This is a genomic window from Candidatus Gillettellia adelgis (assembly GCA_020541285.1).
Taxonomy (GTDB): domain Bacteria; phylum Pseudomonadota; class Gammaproteobacteria; order Enterobacterales; family Enterobacteriaceae; genus Gillettellia; species Gillettellia adelgis.
This window is the reverse complement of the sequence record CP047043.1, coordinates 233,388-254,208: the sequence shown is the minus strand read 5'-3', so window position 1 is coordinate 254,208 and position 20,821 is coordinate 233,388. Positions and strand designations below refer to the sequence as shown.

Genomic DNA, 20,821 nt, shown 5'->3' with positions numbered 1-20,821 from the left:
TACATTAATAAATTAACGAATATCTGCATTTTAGTAATTTAAAATCCTTCTAAAGAAAGCTCTAACAACTAAATAAATTTAATAAAAATTGCAGAACTATGGCATTATCTTACAGATAATGCTTCTGTGCTTAAGTAGATGATAAATAGAGCATTATAGATAATTAATGAGAACTAAATACCCCTATACTATGCTAACTCTGTCGAACTCATTCCTACAGCTCAATCTTTTAGTTATATAAAACCGACTGCTTTATCGCATATAAACACATTGGGTGTTTTAAACATTTACAGACGCTATCATACGAATCCAGCGAGGTTAAGTAATATCTCTGTTGATTGGCCATTTTCATACTAAATAAGAGTACAACTAACATACAACTTAACACCTGCCAGAAAACCTTACATAACAGGTCGCACTAATAGTGATACCTCTCTAAATATCATATTGATGTGTTACATTTACATACTACTTTTGTAGCTATAGTAATTTATAAATATACAACACTTAATAAAGATAATACCGTTTATTTTCTTTACATTAAGCACATTTAACCTTACAATCTACAGACAATACAGATTACTTTTGATAAAAGTAGATAATTACTCAATGTTAGTGGTAGCAAGTAGACAATAGTAATACATACTACGAACAATTCTTTGTCTTCCTATAAGAACAAATATATTTTTGCTAGATAAATTATATAATATGGTACAAAACAAACTAAGAATAAGTGTAGCCTTTATTTCTATAAATATTTCATCAAAACATATTACTATTACTATGTGCAATGATAAAACTCAGTAAAACAATTGCTAAAATACATGTAACTCTCTAAGTATCAGAGAATATAGTATGTAAGTTCATCAGATGAAACACCATCTTAATCACGACAATTGCATTTTACCGTTAAACTGATGTTAAAGTTATTAAACTATTTGCCGTAAGAATAACATGTGCGCCAAGTCTACTACTATCACAGTAGTATAATTTAACATTTTGGTAAAAAAATCAAACACCACCATCAGTTCAGTGATACACTTATCTATTCGAAGAATAATAACACCTCCACAATAGACCTGATTTATTACATAATTATGACGCTTAAAAACTGTAAAGTTCTGATGTTCTTTGCATTTATTATTAATTAATTAGGTATTTTAGAAGCAGCAAGTATTATCTTTTAATAACCACTACGTAAGCAACGACTTATTATAACATATAAGCATATATTACAATAAAAGATAGCTTATTTGCAATACAATAGCTATTTCTGCAAATGTATTTTCTTCATTTCAGCATATTAAACACCACACTAAGTATACAATTTATCAAACTAAGCATAACATTAACAATAGTGCAATCTTAGGACACATGTAACATATATTACATAATGCGACGACTGTATATTAAATACTAATTTTATTAACTATGGAAACCATAGCAGTATATCAATCTTATAGAGATAATTTTTTCTTATAATTTTATTATTTATTGTTAATATATTTTATGCACTTTTATAGCCTTAAAAGGCATAATATATTTAATAAATATACTTATTAATATTTCCTTTTACTATTTATATAGTCGTCATACTACATAAATAACTTATAACTAAAAGTTGATGTTTATAACTTGAGCTCCTTATACAGACATTGCGTGTTCATTAAACGAAAAATCTACTTTTTTGAATTAAGAATAACAGTAAATATCTTCTTATTAGAGTGCTAATATTTGTTTTTTAGTAACTTTTACAAAAGTCGCAATCAAATAATCCATCGGTTTTAAAGAACTGAAATCCTCTAATTCAAGTTGCTAGTCAAATCTTAAACATACGATACATGTATTTCTTTTAAATTTTATAATTTTAGTAATTTTAGTGAGCACTAAAAGATATGCTGTGTTACTAATTAATAATGCATACAAGTATGCTAAAATCTATTAAAAGATAGATAACTAATTTTAGTATCCCTCTACATAAACATATTTACTACCTTAGATTACTGACAGCTCTATAATTACTGTGACTTGATGAAACATCAGGCAGTACGTTTATTAACTTTACGCTAGAGCTACATTATCATATAACTTTCTAGGCTTTTCTAACACTAGATGTTAGACTTTACTATCTTTGATCGTATAGTGACGAGTCATTATTTCACGTGCGTTAAGGTGTATTTTTTACGTTTATACACTACGTTATGAAATTGATCTCTGTGATATAATGGCGTAAAGAACATAATATTGTTATCAAGAAAATTTATCGTTAAAGCACGACAAAACCACTGAACACTATACTAAAAGCTATAAAATATCATAAAGTATCTAATATAAAGAAAGCATGCTACTAAGCATCTTAAATTCTAAAGATAACAAAAAGCATACATTTTAACATAACGCAAGTTATAAAAGCCCTGTAACACTCATGATCCCCAATAGATACGCCTGTAAGTATGGTAGGTCAACACGGATAGATAATAAATCTTTAATTCAAAACAGCAAGCGCATATAAATTAATCAGATCATTTACATACTTAAAATGCCATAACAAACATATTAAAAAATAAAAGCTTTATGTTACTATCGTTACTGGTAGCTTTGGTAAAAATCGTAGTATATACCAATATACCGATATTACAGAAATTATAAAATTGCTCGATAGTATTAATCATCACAAGACTCATATACAGTCTTTACTTATCAAACGTTTAAAACTGTAATCACTAACATTATTAAGCTATACGCATCTAACAGTAGCTAGTATCTTACTAGACTAGTATATGAGATCAGTGATACACATCATACTCCTTACCGATAGTAGAAATTAGTAATTATTAAAACTACAATTGATTAAAAAATAAAATGATTCTTTATAAAGATTACAAAAATAATTTATTATCGCATTTACTGGTATTGCTTATAGTTATTAGTGCAAGCCACATCCATAGATTTATCAAACTAATTATATAGCTATTACAGTGTACTATCTAGTAAATCACGTTAAGTGAGGCTTTAGTAGCCATAAAGCGAAACACATACTATTGAATTCGTATACTGCCCACAAGGTAAAAGTTTTGGATAACATAATCACAGGGAATACAGTGTCTCCAAAAATCATTCTAGAAATTAGCATCTTCATCCCCAAACTATTAATCACTCAAAGCGATCACTACAATGCCAGTAGTCAATCTGATAGTTACTGAAGATAGACTATATGATTAGAGAATCTAACCATACAACTTTATCACCAACTGGTAGTACATGATTACTGCTATTAACTAACCTTCATATCTTCGCTGTTTTTAATATGTTATGTGGCGCTTAAGATTAAGAAGTACTACACCTAGGAGTCCGGACATCTTACTTTACTAATAGCAAGAGTTCAGTAAGACAAGCTTTTTAATATGCATTGACAATGCTTAGTATCAATTCCAAAAAAATTGTACTCATAATTTAAGTATTACTTAAATATTAGTAATCACATTCATAAACTGAGACGATAGCATTTAAACGACAGTGACGATTTAAAATTTAAAATAACAACACAAACAATCACATAGAGTACTGAATTACGCCTCACTACCTATAACGGTGTTTCTTTTGCTAATGTTTAATATTGATGTGCCAATAATATGTGAATATTGTAATTCAGTATCATGTCGAGTATTACGTTTGCCAGTAATAAAAGAAATTATTAGCCTATTCTGCACACTTGTAAATACTACTTTTACTCTCGGATTAGATTAAATAATAGTTTCTTTAATACTAGTGCTATATTCCCAACTATGTCATGGTAAGCAGTTTATACGGTGCATAATAGTAACACCTAATCTATTAAAACTATTAAATCTAGCAATGTTTGTTGCGGTCATTGATATAGTATTGCTAAATACTCAATCACATTATGATTTATAATGGAATGCAGCGCATCATAATCAATACCGACGAGTGTGTACTAGTTGTTTTAAGTAGCTAACCTTTAATGCGTTGTAACTAGTAACCAGTGACTGAACAGGAACATTTGCACACTAGTTAATTTGTAAGTCGCTTAGATGATATATTAGTTGGACAACACTATTACTTAAGTAACTACAAAACCTACACGCACATACTCACGAGCATTCTTAATATGCTGTGCTAAAGGTGAGATAAAATTGTAGACGGTATAAGGTAAGACCTTGAATCTATGCAATTAACTAAAAAAATACTTCGCGTTTCTCTTACCTGATAGCTCTTTCCACACTACCTAGTCTTTCCAAGTGGCGTACAGGATATAACTCGTGCAAGACTCGATTATTTTAGTTTTAAGATAAAACATATGAAATTCTAAAATAACTAGATATATATTTCCTTAATGTAATCGCGATGTTGAGTGGTATACAGTACAGTGGCGGTACTACATAATACAAATGAATTTAAAAAATTTCGCTAACTTTAATAGAATAACACAGATACACTATCACGATAGAAGTACCGATAAACTTATGTATTCTAATACTACATTGCTAGATTGTAGCTATCGCTAATAATAGTAAAGTGGATATGATGATCTTAGGGCGAAGTATTTCTATAGTCAAGTGTGTATTCAAGTTATCCGCTGCAGCAATGGCTGCCGAGTTAGCAGTATTCCAAGCTGCTTACGCAGTGACTCGATAGTAAATGACAACTAAACATATCGACTTAAATACATACTACTCTATTATTAAACAAAACGACTTGATTGTTAGAGAGATGACTTTACAAAATGTAGATAATCGATACAATCTATATCAATGAGTTTTTATAGCCATAATACATAGTGATTGGTATAACATCTGTAATTATATGAATTTTCTGATCATAACAAAGATTTGAGTAAGATGCACCTTATATTATCTTCACTATCAAAAATTAACTAATTAACTACAAACTGATAATAAAATCAGTTAAAATCATCAATTAATTTAGCATTTGTTATCCACAATAACAATACAAAAGAACACACAATCATGTTTGAAACTAATCCGTTAAAAAACTGCATTCAAGATTTATCTAAGCGCACTAACATGCTTAAGAGGTATCTTTAACTATGAATCTAAGAAGGAACGTCTGGAAGAAGTTCATGCTGAGTTAGAGCGACCTAAGGTTTGGAATAAACCAAATCACGCAAAAGCACTGAGTAAAGAACGTGCAGAATTAGCAACTATCATAAAAACTGTGGACACATTAGTACAGGACCGAGAAGACGTTAGTGTTCTATTAGCATTAGCGCTAGAGGAAAGCAATATAGAAACCTTAAAGGAAGTTTCTACCGATCTGAATAAACTAGTATATAAGCTGGAGCAATTAGAATTTCAACGTATGTTTTCAGGTGAAAACGATAGTGCTAACTGCTACCTAGACATTCAAGCTGGTTCGGGTGGCACTGAAGCACAGGATTGGACTAATATGTTGTTACGTATGTATCTACGATGGGCAGAATCTCAAGATTTTAAGACCGAAGTGATAGAAAAATCCAATGGCGATATTGCGGGGATCAAATCTGTTACAACCAAAATCATTGGTAACTACGCATTTGGTTGGTTGCGTACTGAAACTGGCGTGCATCGTCTAGTTCGTAAAAGCCCTTTTGACGCAGATCGACGTCGTCACACCTCATTCAGCTCGGTATTTATCTACCAGGAAGTAGACGATGATATCGATATTGCAATTAACGCGGCGGATCTTCGCATTGATGTTTACCGCTCCTCTGGCGCAGGTGGTCAGCATGTCAATAAAACTGAATCAGCCGTCCGTATTACTCATCTTCCTACTAATATTGTAGCACAGTGTCAAACTGACCGTTCTCAACATAAAAACAAAGATCAAGCATTTAAACAATTGCGCGCTAAACTATACGATCTTGAGATACGCAAGAAAAATATCAACAAACAAAGAATAGAAGATAAAAAATCTAATATTAGTTGGGGTAGTCAAATTCGTTCTTACGTGCTAGATGATCCACATATTAAAGATTTGCGAACAAACATTACAACACGCAATACACAAGCTGTACTAGATGGTAATCTGAATAAATTTATCGCAGCAAGCTTGAAAGCGGGATTATAAAGGAACAAAAATGTCTCAGCAACCATCAAAATGCATCGATCAGATGACAAATCTTAATCATGAGTTGCAATCTCGCCGTGATAAACTGAATCACCTACGTCAAAACGGCACTGCATTTCCAAATGACTTTCGGCGTAATACAACCTCCGATAAACTAAAATTCGCGTATAACGACAAAGACAACACAGAGCTAACAGCGCTCAATATAGATGTTACTGTTGCTGGTCGTATGATGACCCGCCGTATTTTAGGAAAGGCATCGTTTGTCACTTTGCAAGACGTAGGTGGCCGTATTCAGTTATATCTTACGCGCGACAAACTCACTGCGAACGTCTACAACAAGCAGTTTAAGCTTTGGGATTTAGGTGATATAATTGGTGCACGAGGAAAATTATTTAAAACTAAGACGGGTGAACTATCGATTCACTGTAGTGAACTGCGTCTTCTAACGAAATCTCTACGTCCACTACCGGACAAATTTCATGGCCTTACCAGCCAAGAAACCCGTTATCGGCAGAGATATTTAGATTTAATCACCAATGAAAGGGTTCGCAATATCTTCAAGGTGCGTTCTCAAGTAATGGTATTAATTCGAAGCTTTATGATAGAGCGTGGGTTCATGGAAGTCGAAACACCAATGATGCACGTTATTCCAGGTGGTGCCATAGCGCGTCCGTTCATTACTTACCATAATGCATTAAACCTCAATATGTATCTACGTATCTCACCAGAGTTGTACCTCAAGCGACTAGTAATTGGTGGTTTCGAAAGAGTGTTCGAAATCAACCGTAACTTCCGAAATGAAGGTGTTTCACCACATCATAATCCAGAGTTCACAATGATGGAACTCTATATGGCTTATGCCGATTACAACGATCTTATCGAACTAACTGAATCCCTATTGCGCACTTTAACAGAAAAAATACTACATACTAATTTAGTAAAATATGGTAATGAAGTATTTGATTTTGGAAAACCCTTCAACAAACTAACCATCACTGAAGCAATTCAAAAACATAGCCCAAAAATTAATGTAGCTGATCTAACTGATATGGGAAAAACAATCACTATCGCTGAATCGATCGGTATTAAAGTAGAACATAACTGGAAATTAGGCCGTATTATAACTGAGATTTTTGAAACAGTAGCAGTAAGTCATTTAATTCAACCGACCTTCGTTACCGAGTACTCAGCTGAAGTATCTCCTCTTGCACGCCGTAATAATCTAAATCCAGACATCACTGACCGCTTTGAGTTTTTCGTTGGTGGTTGTGAAATTGGAAATGGTTTTTCTGAACTCAACGATGCAGAAGATCAGGCAAAGCGCTTTACAGATCAAATGATCATAAAAGATACAGATAATAATGAACTAATGTTTTACGATAAAGACTATGTCACTGCATTAGAACACGGCTTACCACCGACTGCCGGTCTAGGTCTTGGTATTGATCGTATAGTGATGATGCTTACTAATAGTCATACCATCCGAGATGTTATTTTGTTCCCAACAATGCGCCCACAAAAATAACATTTACTATCCTTACACAACCTAGTCCCGCGTACCGCTTATAATACTTATATAGACTGATATACAAATATTGTAATCGTAACACAGCAGATTTATACACCACATATAAACATTTAATTTTTTTGATTTAATATAAATCTATTTACCTTAGTATTCCTTAAAATTAACAATATTCCATCATTATTACAGCACTACTCTTATTTTACGCATGTAAAAAAACTCTTTTATACCACTGAAAACCAGTAGACTGTTTATAATACAAGTTATATATGCATTAAATTTCCTCGACACATTATATTACTTATTAAGATATTCTAACTTTTTTAAAGTTATTTTTATACTTACAGAACGTATTATATATTATAGGTAATCTACTACCGCCCTAGTCATACTATTTAGGCGACTGATTATGGTATTTACGTTTTTATCTGCTATATTTGTTTGACACCAACACTGAACGCTACTCAGCGTAACTATAAACCTTAGGAAACATATGTAGTCATAACACAAAAACGAAGCTAGTAGGATAAGTTTTATAAATTTTAAAACATTGAATGAATCAGATCACTAATACAACTAGCTTATTTATGACTAGCAATTCATACGTATAACGTTAATAAACGTGTTTCGATCTTGACTCTGATGAACTATTAGTATAACTTGCTACCACTCAATTAGTCTTGATGCAATCTAATCTATTAATACTGAAAATGTATCGTACTCATTAGATCTCGCGATACATCTAGAACTCTGTGCTCGTAAATCGATTGAGAAAAATGAAACTTATTAAACTGAGTAGTTACTATAGCAGAGATGTACATATACCTTACATTTCACATGACTATCTAGTTGAGTGTTTTGTAGGACGACTCGCGATACTGCGACATACTATTATAACGGCGCGCTCTTTATCATCATAGTAAAACTGCCAGTATGAGTTCCCGGATTGCTTACCAGGATTCCTATTTAGTATTGTAATGATTTTGGCGATTAAAATAAGATCTTTACGAACAACAAGTTGGTAGTATACATCTAAACACACACACGGTCACTAACCCTCTAACATAGAGTGTTATAGCATGATGAAAGTCTCATTATATCAATCAAGGTACTCATTAAACACACTGAGAGTATTTTATGAAATGCTAAAGAAAGAGTGGTGAGGATGATGCAATTATCTATTATTTTAATTATATAAGAAATAAAATTTTTATTATATATACCATATTTTCGATTATTATTCTGGCAACTTTATTGCATATGGCTTTCTGATATCTATCACATATTAACAGAGAGGATCTCTTGGCCGTTTGGGCGTGTTTATTTTTGTATTAGGGTCTTGAAGGCAAGTCGTCTTAGGAAGCGTATATCTCAGCTTTCTCCTCTTATTATAAGATAACAGGAGAAAAGTTAGACGAATCTAATTCTTCTCACAGTGTCTGTGATAAAGAGTTTATGTTTACTACTAACAAACGATTAATGTAATATTATTATAAGTAAATATAATTGATGCTACATGCAGCATATTTACTGATAAAGTAAAGTTCACAATAAAATTACGAAAGTATTAAATGATAAAAATATCTTTTACTAGAAAATCCAGTCTGATAAATGTATCATGATAAAAAAAAATTACATAAACCTAATGATTCTATCATTGCACAAAATAAGCGAGCATATTTCGAATATTTTATAGAAAAAGAGATTGAAGCTGGTCTAGTACTGCAAGGATGGGAAGTAAAGTCATTGCGTGCTAATAAAGCTAATATTAATGAGAGTTATGTTACTCTTTATAACGGTGACGCCCATTTGTTTGGTGCTACTTTTACGCCACTTCACATTACCTCATCATATAGAGTATGTGATCCAATGCGTACTCGGAAACTATTACTCAACAAACGTGAGTTAGAGTTTCTATTTAGGCGTGTAAATCGTGCTGGTTACACGGTTGTTGCAATTTCTATATATTGGAAGAATGCATGGTGCAAAGTTAAAATTGGCATAGCAAAAGGTAAGACAACACATGATAAACGTGATACGATTAAAGACCGTGAATGGCAGAAAATAAAATCTCGTATCATGAAGCCTACTAACCATTAATTTTATGGTATCATACACACTCTAATCTAGTAGTACATGCAGTTACTTGGGGCTGATTCTGGATTCGACGGAGTTTACAAAACTCTAGGCGCATGCCGAGGGGCGGTTGGCCTCGCAAAAAAACCGCAAAAAATAGTCGCAAACGACGAAAACTACGCACTAGCAGCATAATTAGCTGCTGAGCGCCCTCTCTCCCTAGCCTCCGCTCTTAGGACGGGGATCAAGAGAGGTTCAACCTACAAGAGATCGCGTGGATATCCTGCCTAGGGTTAAAGCGTTAAATCTAATTAGGCTAGTTTTCGAGTAGCGTGTCCATCCGAAGCTCGAAGGCAAATGTAAAGATTGGACTAAGCATGTAGTACCGAAGAGGTGTAGTAATTTTCGGACGGGGGTTCAAATCCCCCCAGCTCCACCACACTTCCTTTCAACAGTAAAACTCGGTACTGTTGAAAGGAAGTGTGGTTCCACATTATCATGAGAAATGTATTTACAGTGCTTGAGTCATACTTTTAAAAGTGACTTAAACTCAAAAATTTTAATAAATTTTGCTGCTGAACTAGTTAAATACGTACTATGAAATACATCCATTATATTCTCTGCACTATTTAACAGGTATAATCGTGCCTTTTAAAATATTTTAATGTAGTACGTGAGTTATATAATGAGATATATAAATATAAAATTTACTAGTATGTCGCGATACTGTAAGTAAAAAAGAGCAACATAAGAAACTCTTTTTGACTCTACACACAGAAATCAACAACATAAACAATAACACTCCTATCTTAATGATGTTTGTATAATTAACATATATACACACGTATGGATCGTTATTAACTTGACGTTATATATTTCATCTGAAACAATAATCATACATTCCGTTCTATAATATCCTATAGAAGAACGATACCCTGAGATATTACAAAGATATCTCCTGATAATGCCTTTAGTAAAACTCAAAAGAAGGTATTTCCTTTTTTATGTCACTTGCTATAGCCTGTGTCTTGAATTTTATAAGACTATATGGAGGTACATGACAAAAATCCGTTTTATATTCTGATCACTGAATGTTTTGGAAAACCTATATAGCCCTCACTTTTTAAAAGGAAAAATCTTTTATATGTTCATTACATATATTCTAGGCTTCGCGCACAGGCCCTACGAGTAACAATAACATTTTGGTCACTATTCATTATGCATAAAATCGCGATCTTTTGTTATCGCTTTTATAAAAGGAAAATTTAATCTGATAAAATATGCTGTTATTTTCTTGAAAATGTAATTCAAATAAAGTTCACATACTGTACTTCTATAAAACCCCGTGTCATATGATGACGTAAGCCAAATACCTAAAATAAAACAGAAAAACAAAAATAAAACGATCGGTGGTTACCTAAATACAGTACACATACGAACTTATTAACGATCTGATGGATCATCGTGTAATCACTACGCAAGTAGTAATGAATTTGAATAATGTATCACAGAGTATAAGGTATATAAATCTGTATATACTAAAATAGTACTACACTAAATAATGTACTATTGTTTTATAATTTTGTATAAATTTGTAATAGTCGAGAATCGTAACTAAGATAATCTACGAAGCTAAATATTATAGGTTTCAATAAACCTAAATAATATTAGTTACTTTATAATTCATTAATATATGCACATTAATTGTGGACTCTCATACAATTAACAATATTATCGATTTCTGACTTACTTAGATAATATGGATAGCATAGATACTATGCTTAATAAATCCAGTTATTACCACACCATTCTGGAGTACAATGGAACAGAATTTATTATGATTGTTTAACGCTAACCATACAACATCAAGTGAATCCTTTTATTATACTACAACCATTCTATTAAGAATAGCGGGAATTAAAAAGCAAAATAAATAATACCATTACTCTATAAAGAGTAATGTAATTTATCTTATATTGAGATAAACTGTTGCAAACACCCAATATTCAACAGCTGACATATATATCACTATATGCAATAATTTAAGCACAGATTGCCTTGATAGTTTTTATATTTAAGAACAAGAGTCTCTCCCTACGAATAAAGAGATAGGATTTTGAGTTATAAAGCAAAGTCTACATTCTACATCTACGATTACGAAACCTTTGGAATAAGCCCATCCATAGATCGGCCGGCGCAATTTGCTGGTGTACGCACTGATACAGAATTCAATATTATTGATGATCCACTAGTGATTTATTGCACCCCTTCTAATGACTATCTACCAGAACCTGAATCGGTACTAATTCATGGCATCACGCCACAAGAAGCACGTTATAAAGGCATAAATGAAGTCGAGTTTGCTCGACAAATCCATCAGGCTTTCAGCAGACCTGGTACTTGCATTCTGGGATATAATAACATCTATTTTGATGATGAATTTAGCCGTAACATTTTTTACAGAAACTTCTATGATTCTTTTTCCTACAGTTGGCAAAACGGTAACTCTCGCTGGGATTTACTAAATGTAATGCGAACTTGCTATGCATTACGCCCTGAAGGTATCATCTGGCCTAAAAATAAAATCGGATTTCCCAGTTTCCGACTAGAAGACCTGACTTACGCTAATAATCTTGCACATAGTAACGCTCATGATGCTATGTCAGACGTTTACGCTACCATTGCTATAGCAAAACAAGTGAAGCTCGCACAACCAAAGCTGTTTGATTTTTTACATCAACACCGCAACAAAAACCAACTGAATACTTTGATCGATTGCGCGAATATGACACCCTTAGTACATGTGTCAAATTTGTATGGCCGCGCGCGAGGCAACACCAGTTTAGTTGCACCTGTAGCTTGGCATCCAGGTAATAAAAACGCCGTAATCATGTGTGATCTTACTGGTGATATGACACCACTATTAACGCTAAGCGTCGAACAGTTATACAAACAGTTCTATCGTACCCCATGTAACACAACGATATCGCCTTATCATCTGCCAATGCCCATTAAGCTCGTACGTCTTAACACGTGCCCTGTGCTGGCGCCAGCCAACACACTACTTATGGAAAACGCCGAAAGATTAGGTATTAATTGCCAAACTTGCTTAAAAAACCTACAATTTTTACGCAAGTGTCCAGAAATACGAGAAAAAATAGTAGCACTTTTTTCTTTAACAGGCCCTTATAAAAGTCATGACGATGTTGATTCTCAGCTTTATAATGGCTTCTTCACTGATACTGACAAGATAGCTATGAAGATAATTCATCAGACTAAGCCGCAGAATTTACGTGAGATAGATCTTATTGTCAATGATAAACGTATGAAAGAGTTACTATTCCGGTTTCGTGCACGCAACTATCCGAACACACTGAATGATGCCGAGAAACAATATTGGATAAAATATTGTCAAATAACACTAAGTGCAGAGCGCATAAAAAAATACTATCTAAAACTACAAGAGTTATGCAAGCTACACAAGAACAACAAAGAAAAACTTACCCTGCTAAACGCATTGTTTAACTATGGACGCGAATTGACAAGTACCGTACTAATTCATATGATTTGATATCATTACCATTACCACAAGAATATGATGTTAAAACACTTTTCATATTTGTTATATAATTTCTCGTTGTCTACAGGTCTGATGGATAGAGCATTCAACCTACAATGTCTACATAAATCATGCCTAATATACCCTACAATTACCTGAACACACTTGAGATCACTGCTAGCTTGATTCTAAGTATACTCACGGTCAACATACCCATTATTAGTAAATTTAAATAAGTCACAAGATCCTTAAGTTGTAATTGATTTTATCACGGATGTACACTACATAACTGCTGCTAAGTGCACATAATAAACGCTATAAACGCATTCAAGTTAATCACTATAGTAAGGAATTATTAAATAAAAAAATGCCACCGATCACCTGAGCATACTAACAACAACATCTTCAATACTGGAGCATGCTACTGCGGATGCATATAACTAACAATCGGCCTAAAAAACACCGCCACTACTTATAATATACTCAAATGTAGTACACTAATCTACGCCGACATGCCAGGCGCTAGTACGATTATTCTGAGGATTATTAGGCAACAACTAAAAGAATTTGTCCGCAATATACAATATACTTTCAAAATGCGCGGTTTGAGTATCTTGAAAATATGAAAGATTTGGGAGATATTATAGTATAACATCAGACATTACGATAAAATTTAAATCACCGATGAGTGCTGTCAGCACAATAAATTCTAGAATGACTTGATGTGCATTATTGGTGTTTCTAACACAGCACTAATACTGTCAAAACCAAACAATAACAATACAAGATCGCTGCACTCATAATTATAGGTGCTATATGAGCACTGCCTAACCAAAACAGACCATCAATTAGTGTAGTAGTAACATTTTATTATGATAAATACTGTGACTGCTAACACAAGGAATATAATCATAATCGTCGTCTGTTGCATTAATATAATACTAGTATTAAGATAAGATAACACTGTATGCTACACAGATCAAAAAAGTTAATGTACTAACCAGTGCAACCATAACGTTTAAAAATGGCACCCCAGGGAAAACTTCTAAGCAAATCCTAGCCAATAGAATATCGATCATCGTCAAAATAAGCAATGTAGTAGAGTTAACTATTTTTCTATGCAACCAATATGCAGACTAATGATTTTCTGTACATCAGCATAAGAAGCACTAAATAAAGAGATTTTTTGCTCGTTTAACAGAGCTTATAACAGCAAAGAATTTTCCTATTAAAAAACAACATATGTAGTCGCAACATATCTATTGGTTAATCCAGATATAACACCAAACGCATCAAAACAGTCATTGACTGCAGATAAACTACATCGATCATTGCAATCTTGCTATAGCCAAATTTTATTTAATTTCATCTGTTGCACTAGCATAATATAAATAAATTTATAAAACATAACTCAATCCCAGCTGACACTCTTCTTTACGGATACTTGATGCACTAAAACTGATAATTTTTAAGAAACCTTATAACGCACAACTGTATTTAAAATAGAACGATACGTTAGATAACGTATTTACTCAATATTAACTGTACTATCATTGCTACGTGTACAGTCAAATAACTAGATATACATAGTAAATAATTACTCCATTACGTATCCTTATTCAATAAGGATTATATATTATATAAATGTGCACATATATTATGTATCTATCGGGAATATTTGCCGCGCTCAGCTTAATATCAGCTATGTATACGCATACTCTAAAGTATAAACAATCGATATGTTAAAGTTTGAGGTATTTATCTAAAATTTACTTATTGCACTGCTATTCCGCATAGTAAAATCTTTGATCCCATTTACTTACATACATGATGTAGTAATAGCGTAAGAAATGCATAAATAAGTAATATGCTCCTTAAATTATCAGGGCACAATAAATAAAGAAAACACTGTTTAAAATTTATATTCGACATAGGTATAAACAAACGTTAATTTTTTTGATAATTTTAAACTTTATATAACATAAGGTATTATGAATAAGTTTATTATAAAATATATCTACCTTGAATACTTAAAGACTATGCTCATTATGCGAAAGGTTTTACATACGCTATTGTGCGCATATTTTAAATGAGTCATCTCATTTAATTGATGAGGACTCTATAATATAACTCAATACATCTTGCGCATGTGCATATTAAATTTTTTCACTTAATTTAGGTATGATCTACTTTGTCAAAACTCATACGTATCACATGTAAAAATTAACTACTATATTGAGCTTTTATAAGGCGGACACTTATCTTTTATGCACTTTTGCTTATAAAGCAGTGCTTACTACTATGCACGTTAATTATTTTTTTATTATCTAGTCATCGAGTGTGAAATATTCGCCTAAAACGACAACAAAAAGTTAGCGTATATACGCTAACCCCTCATTAAACAAAGAAAAATTATATGGCAGAAATTATACTCTTTTGAGAAAACGCATGAGAATTTAATAGACTCTTTCATTGTCAACATGAGAATTACTCAACACGATTGTGCATGAATACAAGCTAGTATTTAATACTAATTCGTATAGTTGCGAGAGATTGTTTTTTGAAATTTGTCGCAGACATCATTAAGAATGATATAGTCGGGCCTATACGGTGTATAATTAATAAATGTTTTTATACCTTCATAAAACTCTCATACACAGTCACCACTAACACCCGGGCACTTATCTATTGTTATTTGTATGATACTATCAAAGATAGATGGTTGATGGTTAATGTAACGGTGAATCAAGAAGATTAGAAATCATTCTATAAGATAATATCCGTTTATTAAAATAAAAAAGAAATAACGAATACGTTTTACCCTGACTCTTTCTGACTATGAGTCTTGCATCATATAACTTAACACAATCTAATACAGAAAGATTACTTGTATTTAGATGGAGAAATACTTAACTTCTTTGCGTATAAGTTAACACATTACATAGTATCGATTATATAATATGCTGCTTGATTTTATCAACATACAGACGTCATGCAAACTTTATGAACAATATTCTCATCAAATATAGCGCTTAAAGTGATCTGATCATACTTGCTAAAAAAAATCAGCAGGCATGTATCGTTGTTCCATAGTACATAGCAATCACCATCAAGATTATTGCTGCAATAGTAGCTTAGTAAAGCTTTTTTTAGCATAACAAATAACACAATATACTCGATAAGCCCTCGAGAATTTACTGAACATAGTTGACCATCACGATGGAGTATCACAGTAATATGCTGTATTCATTTAAAGTTATGTGATACAGAACCTAAAAAGTTTTATATATTTTAGCAGATGGTTTTTCTAATCCCCACAACATATCGAGTAAAATATCATGTTACTTACTACAATGCTTTTATTGTAGATGAATAACATTCATCACTTGCTAAAGTGTTGTTGTTACTTCGATATTTTATCGATGCTGTAAAGTCATCACTTCTTTTCTATTCAGAATCATCCCTATGTTACGTGATGAATTAAGTTATCCTGAGTCAATAGGATCAGAAACGTTGTACTGTTAGGTGAACTATGTTTACAACATCATTATTCTGACTATATCATTCAGATTTAGCAGGGCTATATAACATGCAGGCAAGCAAATCCATTCTAGTTGTACGTTCCTATCTATTTCTCTCTACATATTTAGTCATATGTACTATATTATGTATATTAGATACATAAAATCACGCACAAGATGAACATCTTATCTCTAACCTGCGGTTTTCGCTGTTTATTAGTTTTGTATATCTCTTTTATGTTTTAGTATACTAATTTTTATAGCGACAACTATTGTAGTTTGCAGGTTATGCATACCTGAAACGATACGATATATATCTCATTATTCCTGATTCCTTAGAATAACTCAACGATAAGATGCCTATTTAGAAAAAGATCAACCATTGAATTATTCACAGGTTATGAAGTTTATTCTGTAAACAGATAGCTATCGAATCTCTGAGTTGCAAATTTAACGTGCTATTTTAGCGATTCTTATCTCTCTCTTGAAGCATAATAACTTTATAAACATAAAAACTTTAGTAAAGAGTCAAAGTGCCTGCCCTTAGTCAACAGGCTCATTAATATTAGTTGCACTATATTGACTCAGTTAGCATAAAGGTACTTTTAGTTATTCTTATATTTATTTATCTGATAGAAAAATTTACGATTAATTAATCAATATGATATCTCTATCAATACTCAACTACTGATTACTTAAATCATCATTAATGCCATACTTACAATAATATAGGGGCATACAGTGAAATTTGTCGGTGCACATGTCAGTGCATTAGGTGGTATAGATCAAGCAGTAATCCGTGCGCATAAATTAAATGCGACTGCATTTGGATTGTTCATTAAAAACCAGCGTCGATGGCAAGTAGCTCCGTTACATGCCAAGGATATTTATCAATTTAGAAATGCCTGTACTTTGTTTGGATACAGTGCTGAACAGATCCTACCTCATAACAGCTATTTAATTAACTTGGGTCATCCAGTAACGGAATTCCTAAAGAAATCACGGGCTGCTTTTCTTGATGAAATGTACCGGTGCCAACAACTAGGATTAACACTACTGAATTTTCATCCAGGTGCTCACTTATTACAAATAAGTGTCGATAAATGTCTAGAACGAATTGCTGAATCAATTAACATGACGCTAGACAAAACACAAAAAGTAACAGCTGTTATTGAAAACACCGCTGGTCAAGGTAGTAATGTAGGATTTACGTTCGAACATCTAGCGAAAATCATTGATGGTGTTGAAGATAAAAAGCGAGTAGGTGTTTGTATTGATACCTGCCATGCATTTGCCGCAGGATACGATCTACGCAGTACAGAGAACTGCCAGAAAATTTTTCAACACTTTCACGATATCGTGGGCTTTAACTATCTGCGTGGTATGCATTTAAACGATGCTAAAAGTACATTTAACAGTCATATTGATCGACACCACAGTTTGGGTGAAGGAAATCTCGGTATGACCATCTTTCACTACATTATGCGCGATCTGCGCTTCGAAAACATTCCATTAATATTAGAAACAATAAATGCAGATATCTGGGGTAAAGAAATTGCCTGGTTACAAGCACAACAGTAACTTACATACACAATCTCCCTATGTATATCAGTAAAACTAGTAATCAGAAAAATACATATTAAGTTTATTTACAAAAATTTAATTAACATATAGATCGTTACTGTATATTTTAGGTAATACTTACATCGTTATTAGCAACCAGCACAGTAGCGCATTTTAGTAAGGCATAAGTGATGTTTTTTATAACGTACTAATAAAGTAATCATCAGATAAAAAATACTGAAAGAATACCAAAATCAGAAGCACAAACAAGCCATCGTGCGGTATTATTTAACTTAACGCCAAATAATATCGATTATGCGTCGATTAGCGATTTGTCAATCAGGCAATAGGATAAAACACGCCTCGGATCATCAGCAGTGAAAAGTAAAGCTCCTTTGAAAATATAAGATAGGCCCGTAAGAAGCTTTGCTTTACCGCCTTATTGCTTAGACTAATTAAATTTACTGCGCGCCAGTAGTTACTAACTACATCCAAATGTAATACCATAACAGAAGCCATAATTGCCGTTATTGACTTATACACTACCAGTTAAGCTTGTTCTCAACCACAGGCACACGTATCCTTACTAATCCAGCTCCATGCAGCAGCACACATCGTTGCTCTAAGCGTCATTCTTAATGTTATAGCGTTAGCTGTGTGTATCTTGATAGTAACTAGTGAATTAGGACTACCATAACTTTAGCGACTGGTGTCGCAACAACATAAATCATTAGCAAGCTATACATTATACGGACTAACGATGGGATCACTGGTGTCATCTGGAGTGCCATTATATTCTTAGTTAGATACAATCTACTGCTATTTACGCTAATAAGGTAACACACTAAAACCAATAATAATGCCACCGAAAAATCTGCACCAGTGCTCGATTCTAACATGCCGTTGATTAATTTAGTCGTTAAGCCGGGTTAGTCAGAAATAGAGAAAGTAATAAATAAGCTAATACTGATACCATCAATATAAAAGTTAATCCATTATACCAACCTGCATAAGCGCGGACGCTAGCGTCGCTTAACTTTTAACTTCCTTGAGATATTCAATATAAATGACTAAGAGATACAGAGTTTTCACTCTGCTGTTTTTAGTAACATATAAGACACGCTGGTTAGAAGACGGTGATCAGGACTCTTGCATGCATACTTTTATACTCTACGATTTTGGTTTTTTGTTACAACACTGTTCTTCTAGTAATGCTTTATCTCGTTCCTTTGCGGGTTTTCAAATGCTCGCGTAGTGGAGGTAAAACATACTAGCTTACCTCAAAACTTACTGAGATCTACTAAAATATCATCTACTATAATCACTAGATTAATTGCCTAAATTTCTTCTGATATAATCGAAGTACTAGCTGTTACTGAACTACGAATTTCCACCTGTATCAACTAATTAAGCCGCTTTACTTCGTTGCTAATGCTTCCCAAATTCTATATAAGATATATGCTATACATATCAGTTGCACAGGCGGTAATTTCGGAGCGATATTTGGTAGTAGTCTTTTTAAAATTCACTACATAAGTAAATATGCAATAAAATTTGCAGAAATTTTAGCTTTTACAGGAAAGTTTTTAGCTTACAACAGACAGATTAATAGTTTTTATTATGAACTAATATACCCTATTAATACAGCATCAATAGGCTTAATTTCCTAGTATTATGACTACTACAGTCATTAGCTAGTCATATGATAAACAAGGCTAGTGTTTAAAACTATGGTCGATTCGAACACACATTGAGCCAAGTGGTTATGTGATTAACCTAAAGAACTCTCTATTGTAAACACCGTGTTCATTTGATCTCCTTCTTGTGATAAAAGATTTTAGATTAATAAGAGCAATGATAACAGCCAACTGAAAATGATATGTCACACAACATTACTTTATCTGACTGCCAAAGAAGTTACGCTAGTAACTAGACGCCGAATTTTATCAGATAGACCTACACATTCAATAGCATGAATCAGGACAGCGACCATTACATTACCAGTACCACTGGTACTCATTATCTCATAAGACAGTAGCTGCAATTCAAATACCATAAACACTAACCAATCACATCTTTGATAACTAAGAAAATAGCCAAACGAGCCATACCTCTGCATACAGTATTTGCATTGCTGACACTACATCTTTTAATGCCGGAAATATGCACCCTGCTAAGCTCTCTAACTCACAGAGAATCGGCTTATAACTAATATGGAATAGTTTGATCCGAAAAGATCACACTTCACAGCTGCTATCAACCACAATTTTAAGATAAAAGCAGTATAATGAATGACACAAGCTTATTCCATTAGATAAGCATTTACACTAATACTAACGCCATAAGTTTTTCTTCAAAGACAATCTCTATCATTCTAAACACGTTATATCAATACATTATATAATAAGCCATGTTATCTCACATTTATATAATTTTCAGTATATCATAATCTATAACTCCAGTATCAAAAAGCACTTTATTTTACTC

General features: G+C 32.9%; 5 protein-coding genes and 1 other RNA gene. All 6 read left to right on the top strand.

Annotation, left to right across the window (positions count from 1 at the left end):
- Window positions 1-4,988: 4,988 nt before the first annotated feature.
- Window positions 4,989-6,087, top strand: a protein-coding gene (prfB, locus tag GIY03_RS00495; RefSeq protein ID WP_457913773.1) for a peptide chain release factor 2 whose coding sequence is annotated in 2 segments (ribosomal slippage) — window positions 4,989-5,063 and window positions 5,065-6,087 — 1,098 coding nt in all. Because the reading frame shifts where the segments join, the coding sequence is not laid out codon by codon here.
- 10 nt (window positions 6,088-6,097) lie between these two features.
- Window positions 6,098-7,615: a lysine--tRNA ligase gene (lysS, locus tag GIY03_RS00490; RefSeq protein WP_457913772.1), complete on the top strand. Its 1,518-nt coding sequence runs from the start codon at window positions 6,098-6,100 to the stop codon at window positions 7,613-7,615.
- A gap of 1,611 nt (window positions 7,616-9,226) precedes the next feature.
- Window positions 9,227-9,715 carry an SsrA-binding protein SmpB gene (gene smpB / locus GIY03_RS00485; protein WP_457913771.1) on the top strand — a complete coding sequence of 163 codons (489 nt, stop codon included), beginning with the start codon at window positions 9,227-9,229 and terminating at the stop codon, window positions 9,713-9,715.
- A gap of 48 nt (window positions 9,716-9,763) precedes the next feature.
- Window positions 9,764-10,130: a transfer-messenger RNA gene (ssrA, locus tag GIY03_RS00480) on the top strand.
- A gap of 1,677 nt (window positions 10,131-11,807) precedes the next feature.
- The gene (gene sbcB, locus GIY03_RS00475; protein ID WP_457913770.1) at window positions 11,808-13,262 is read left to right on the top strand and encodes an exodeoxyribonuclease I; all 1,455 of its coding nucleotides are present in this window, start codon (window positions 11,808-11,810) and stop codon (window positions 13,260-13,262) included.
- 4,250 nt (window positions 13,263-17,512) lie between these two features.
- Window positions 17,513-18,352, top strand: coding sequence for a deoxyribonuclease IV (nfo, locus tag GIY03_RS00470; RefSeq protein WP_457913769.1), 840 nt, complete (start codon window positions 17,513-17,515; stop codon window positions 18,350-18,352).
- The last annotated feature ends 2,469 nt before the right edge of the window (window positions 18,353-20,821 follow it).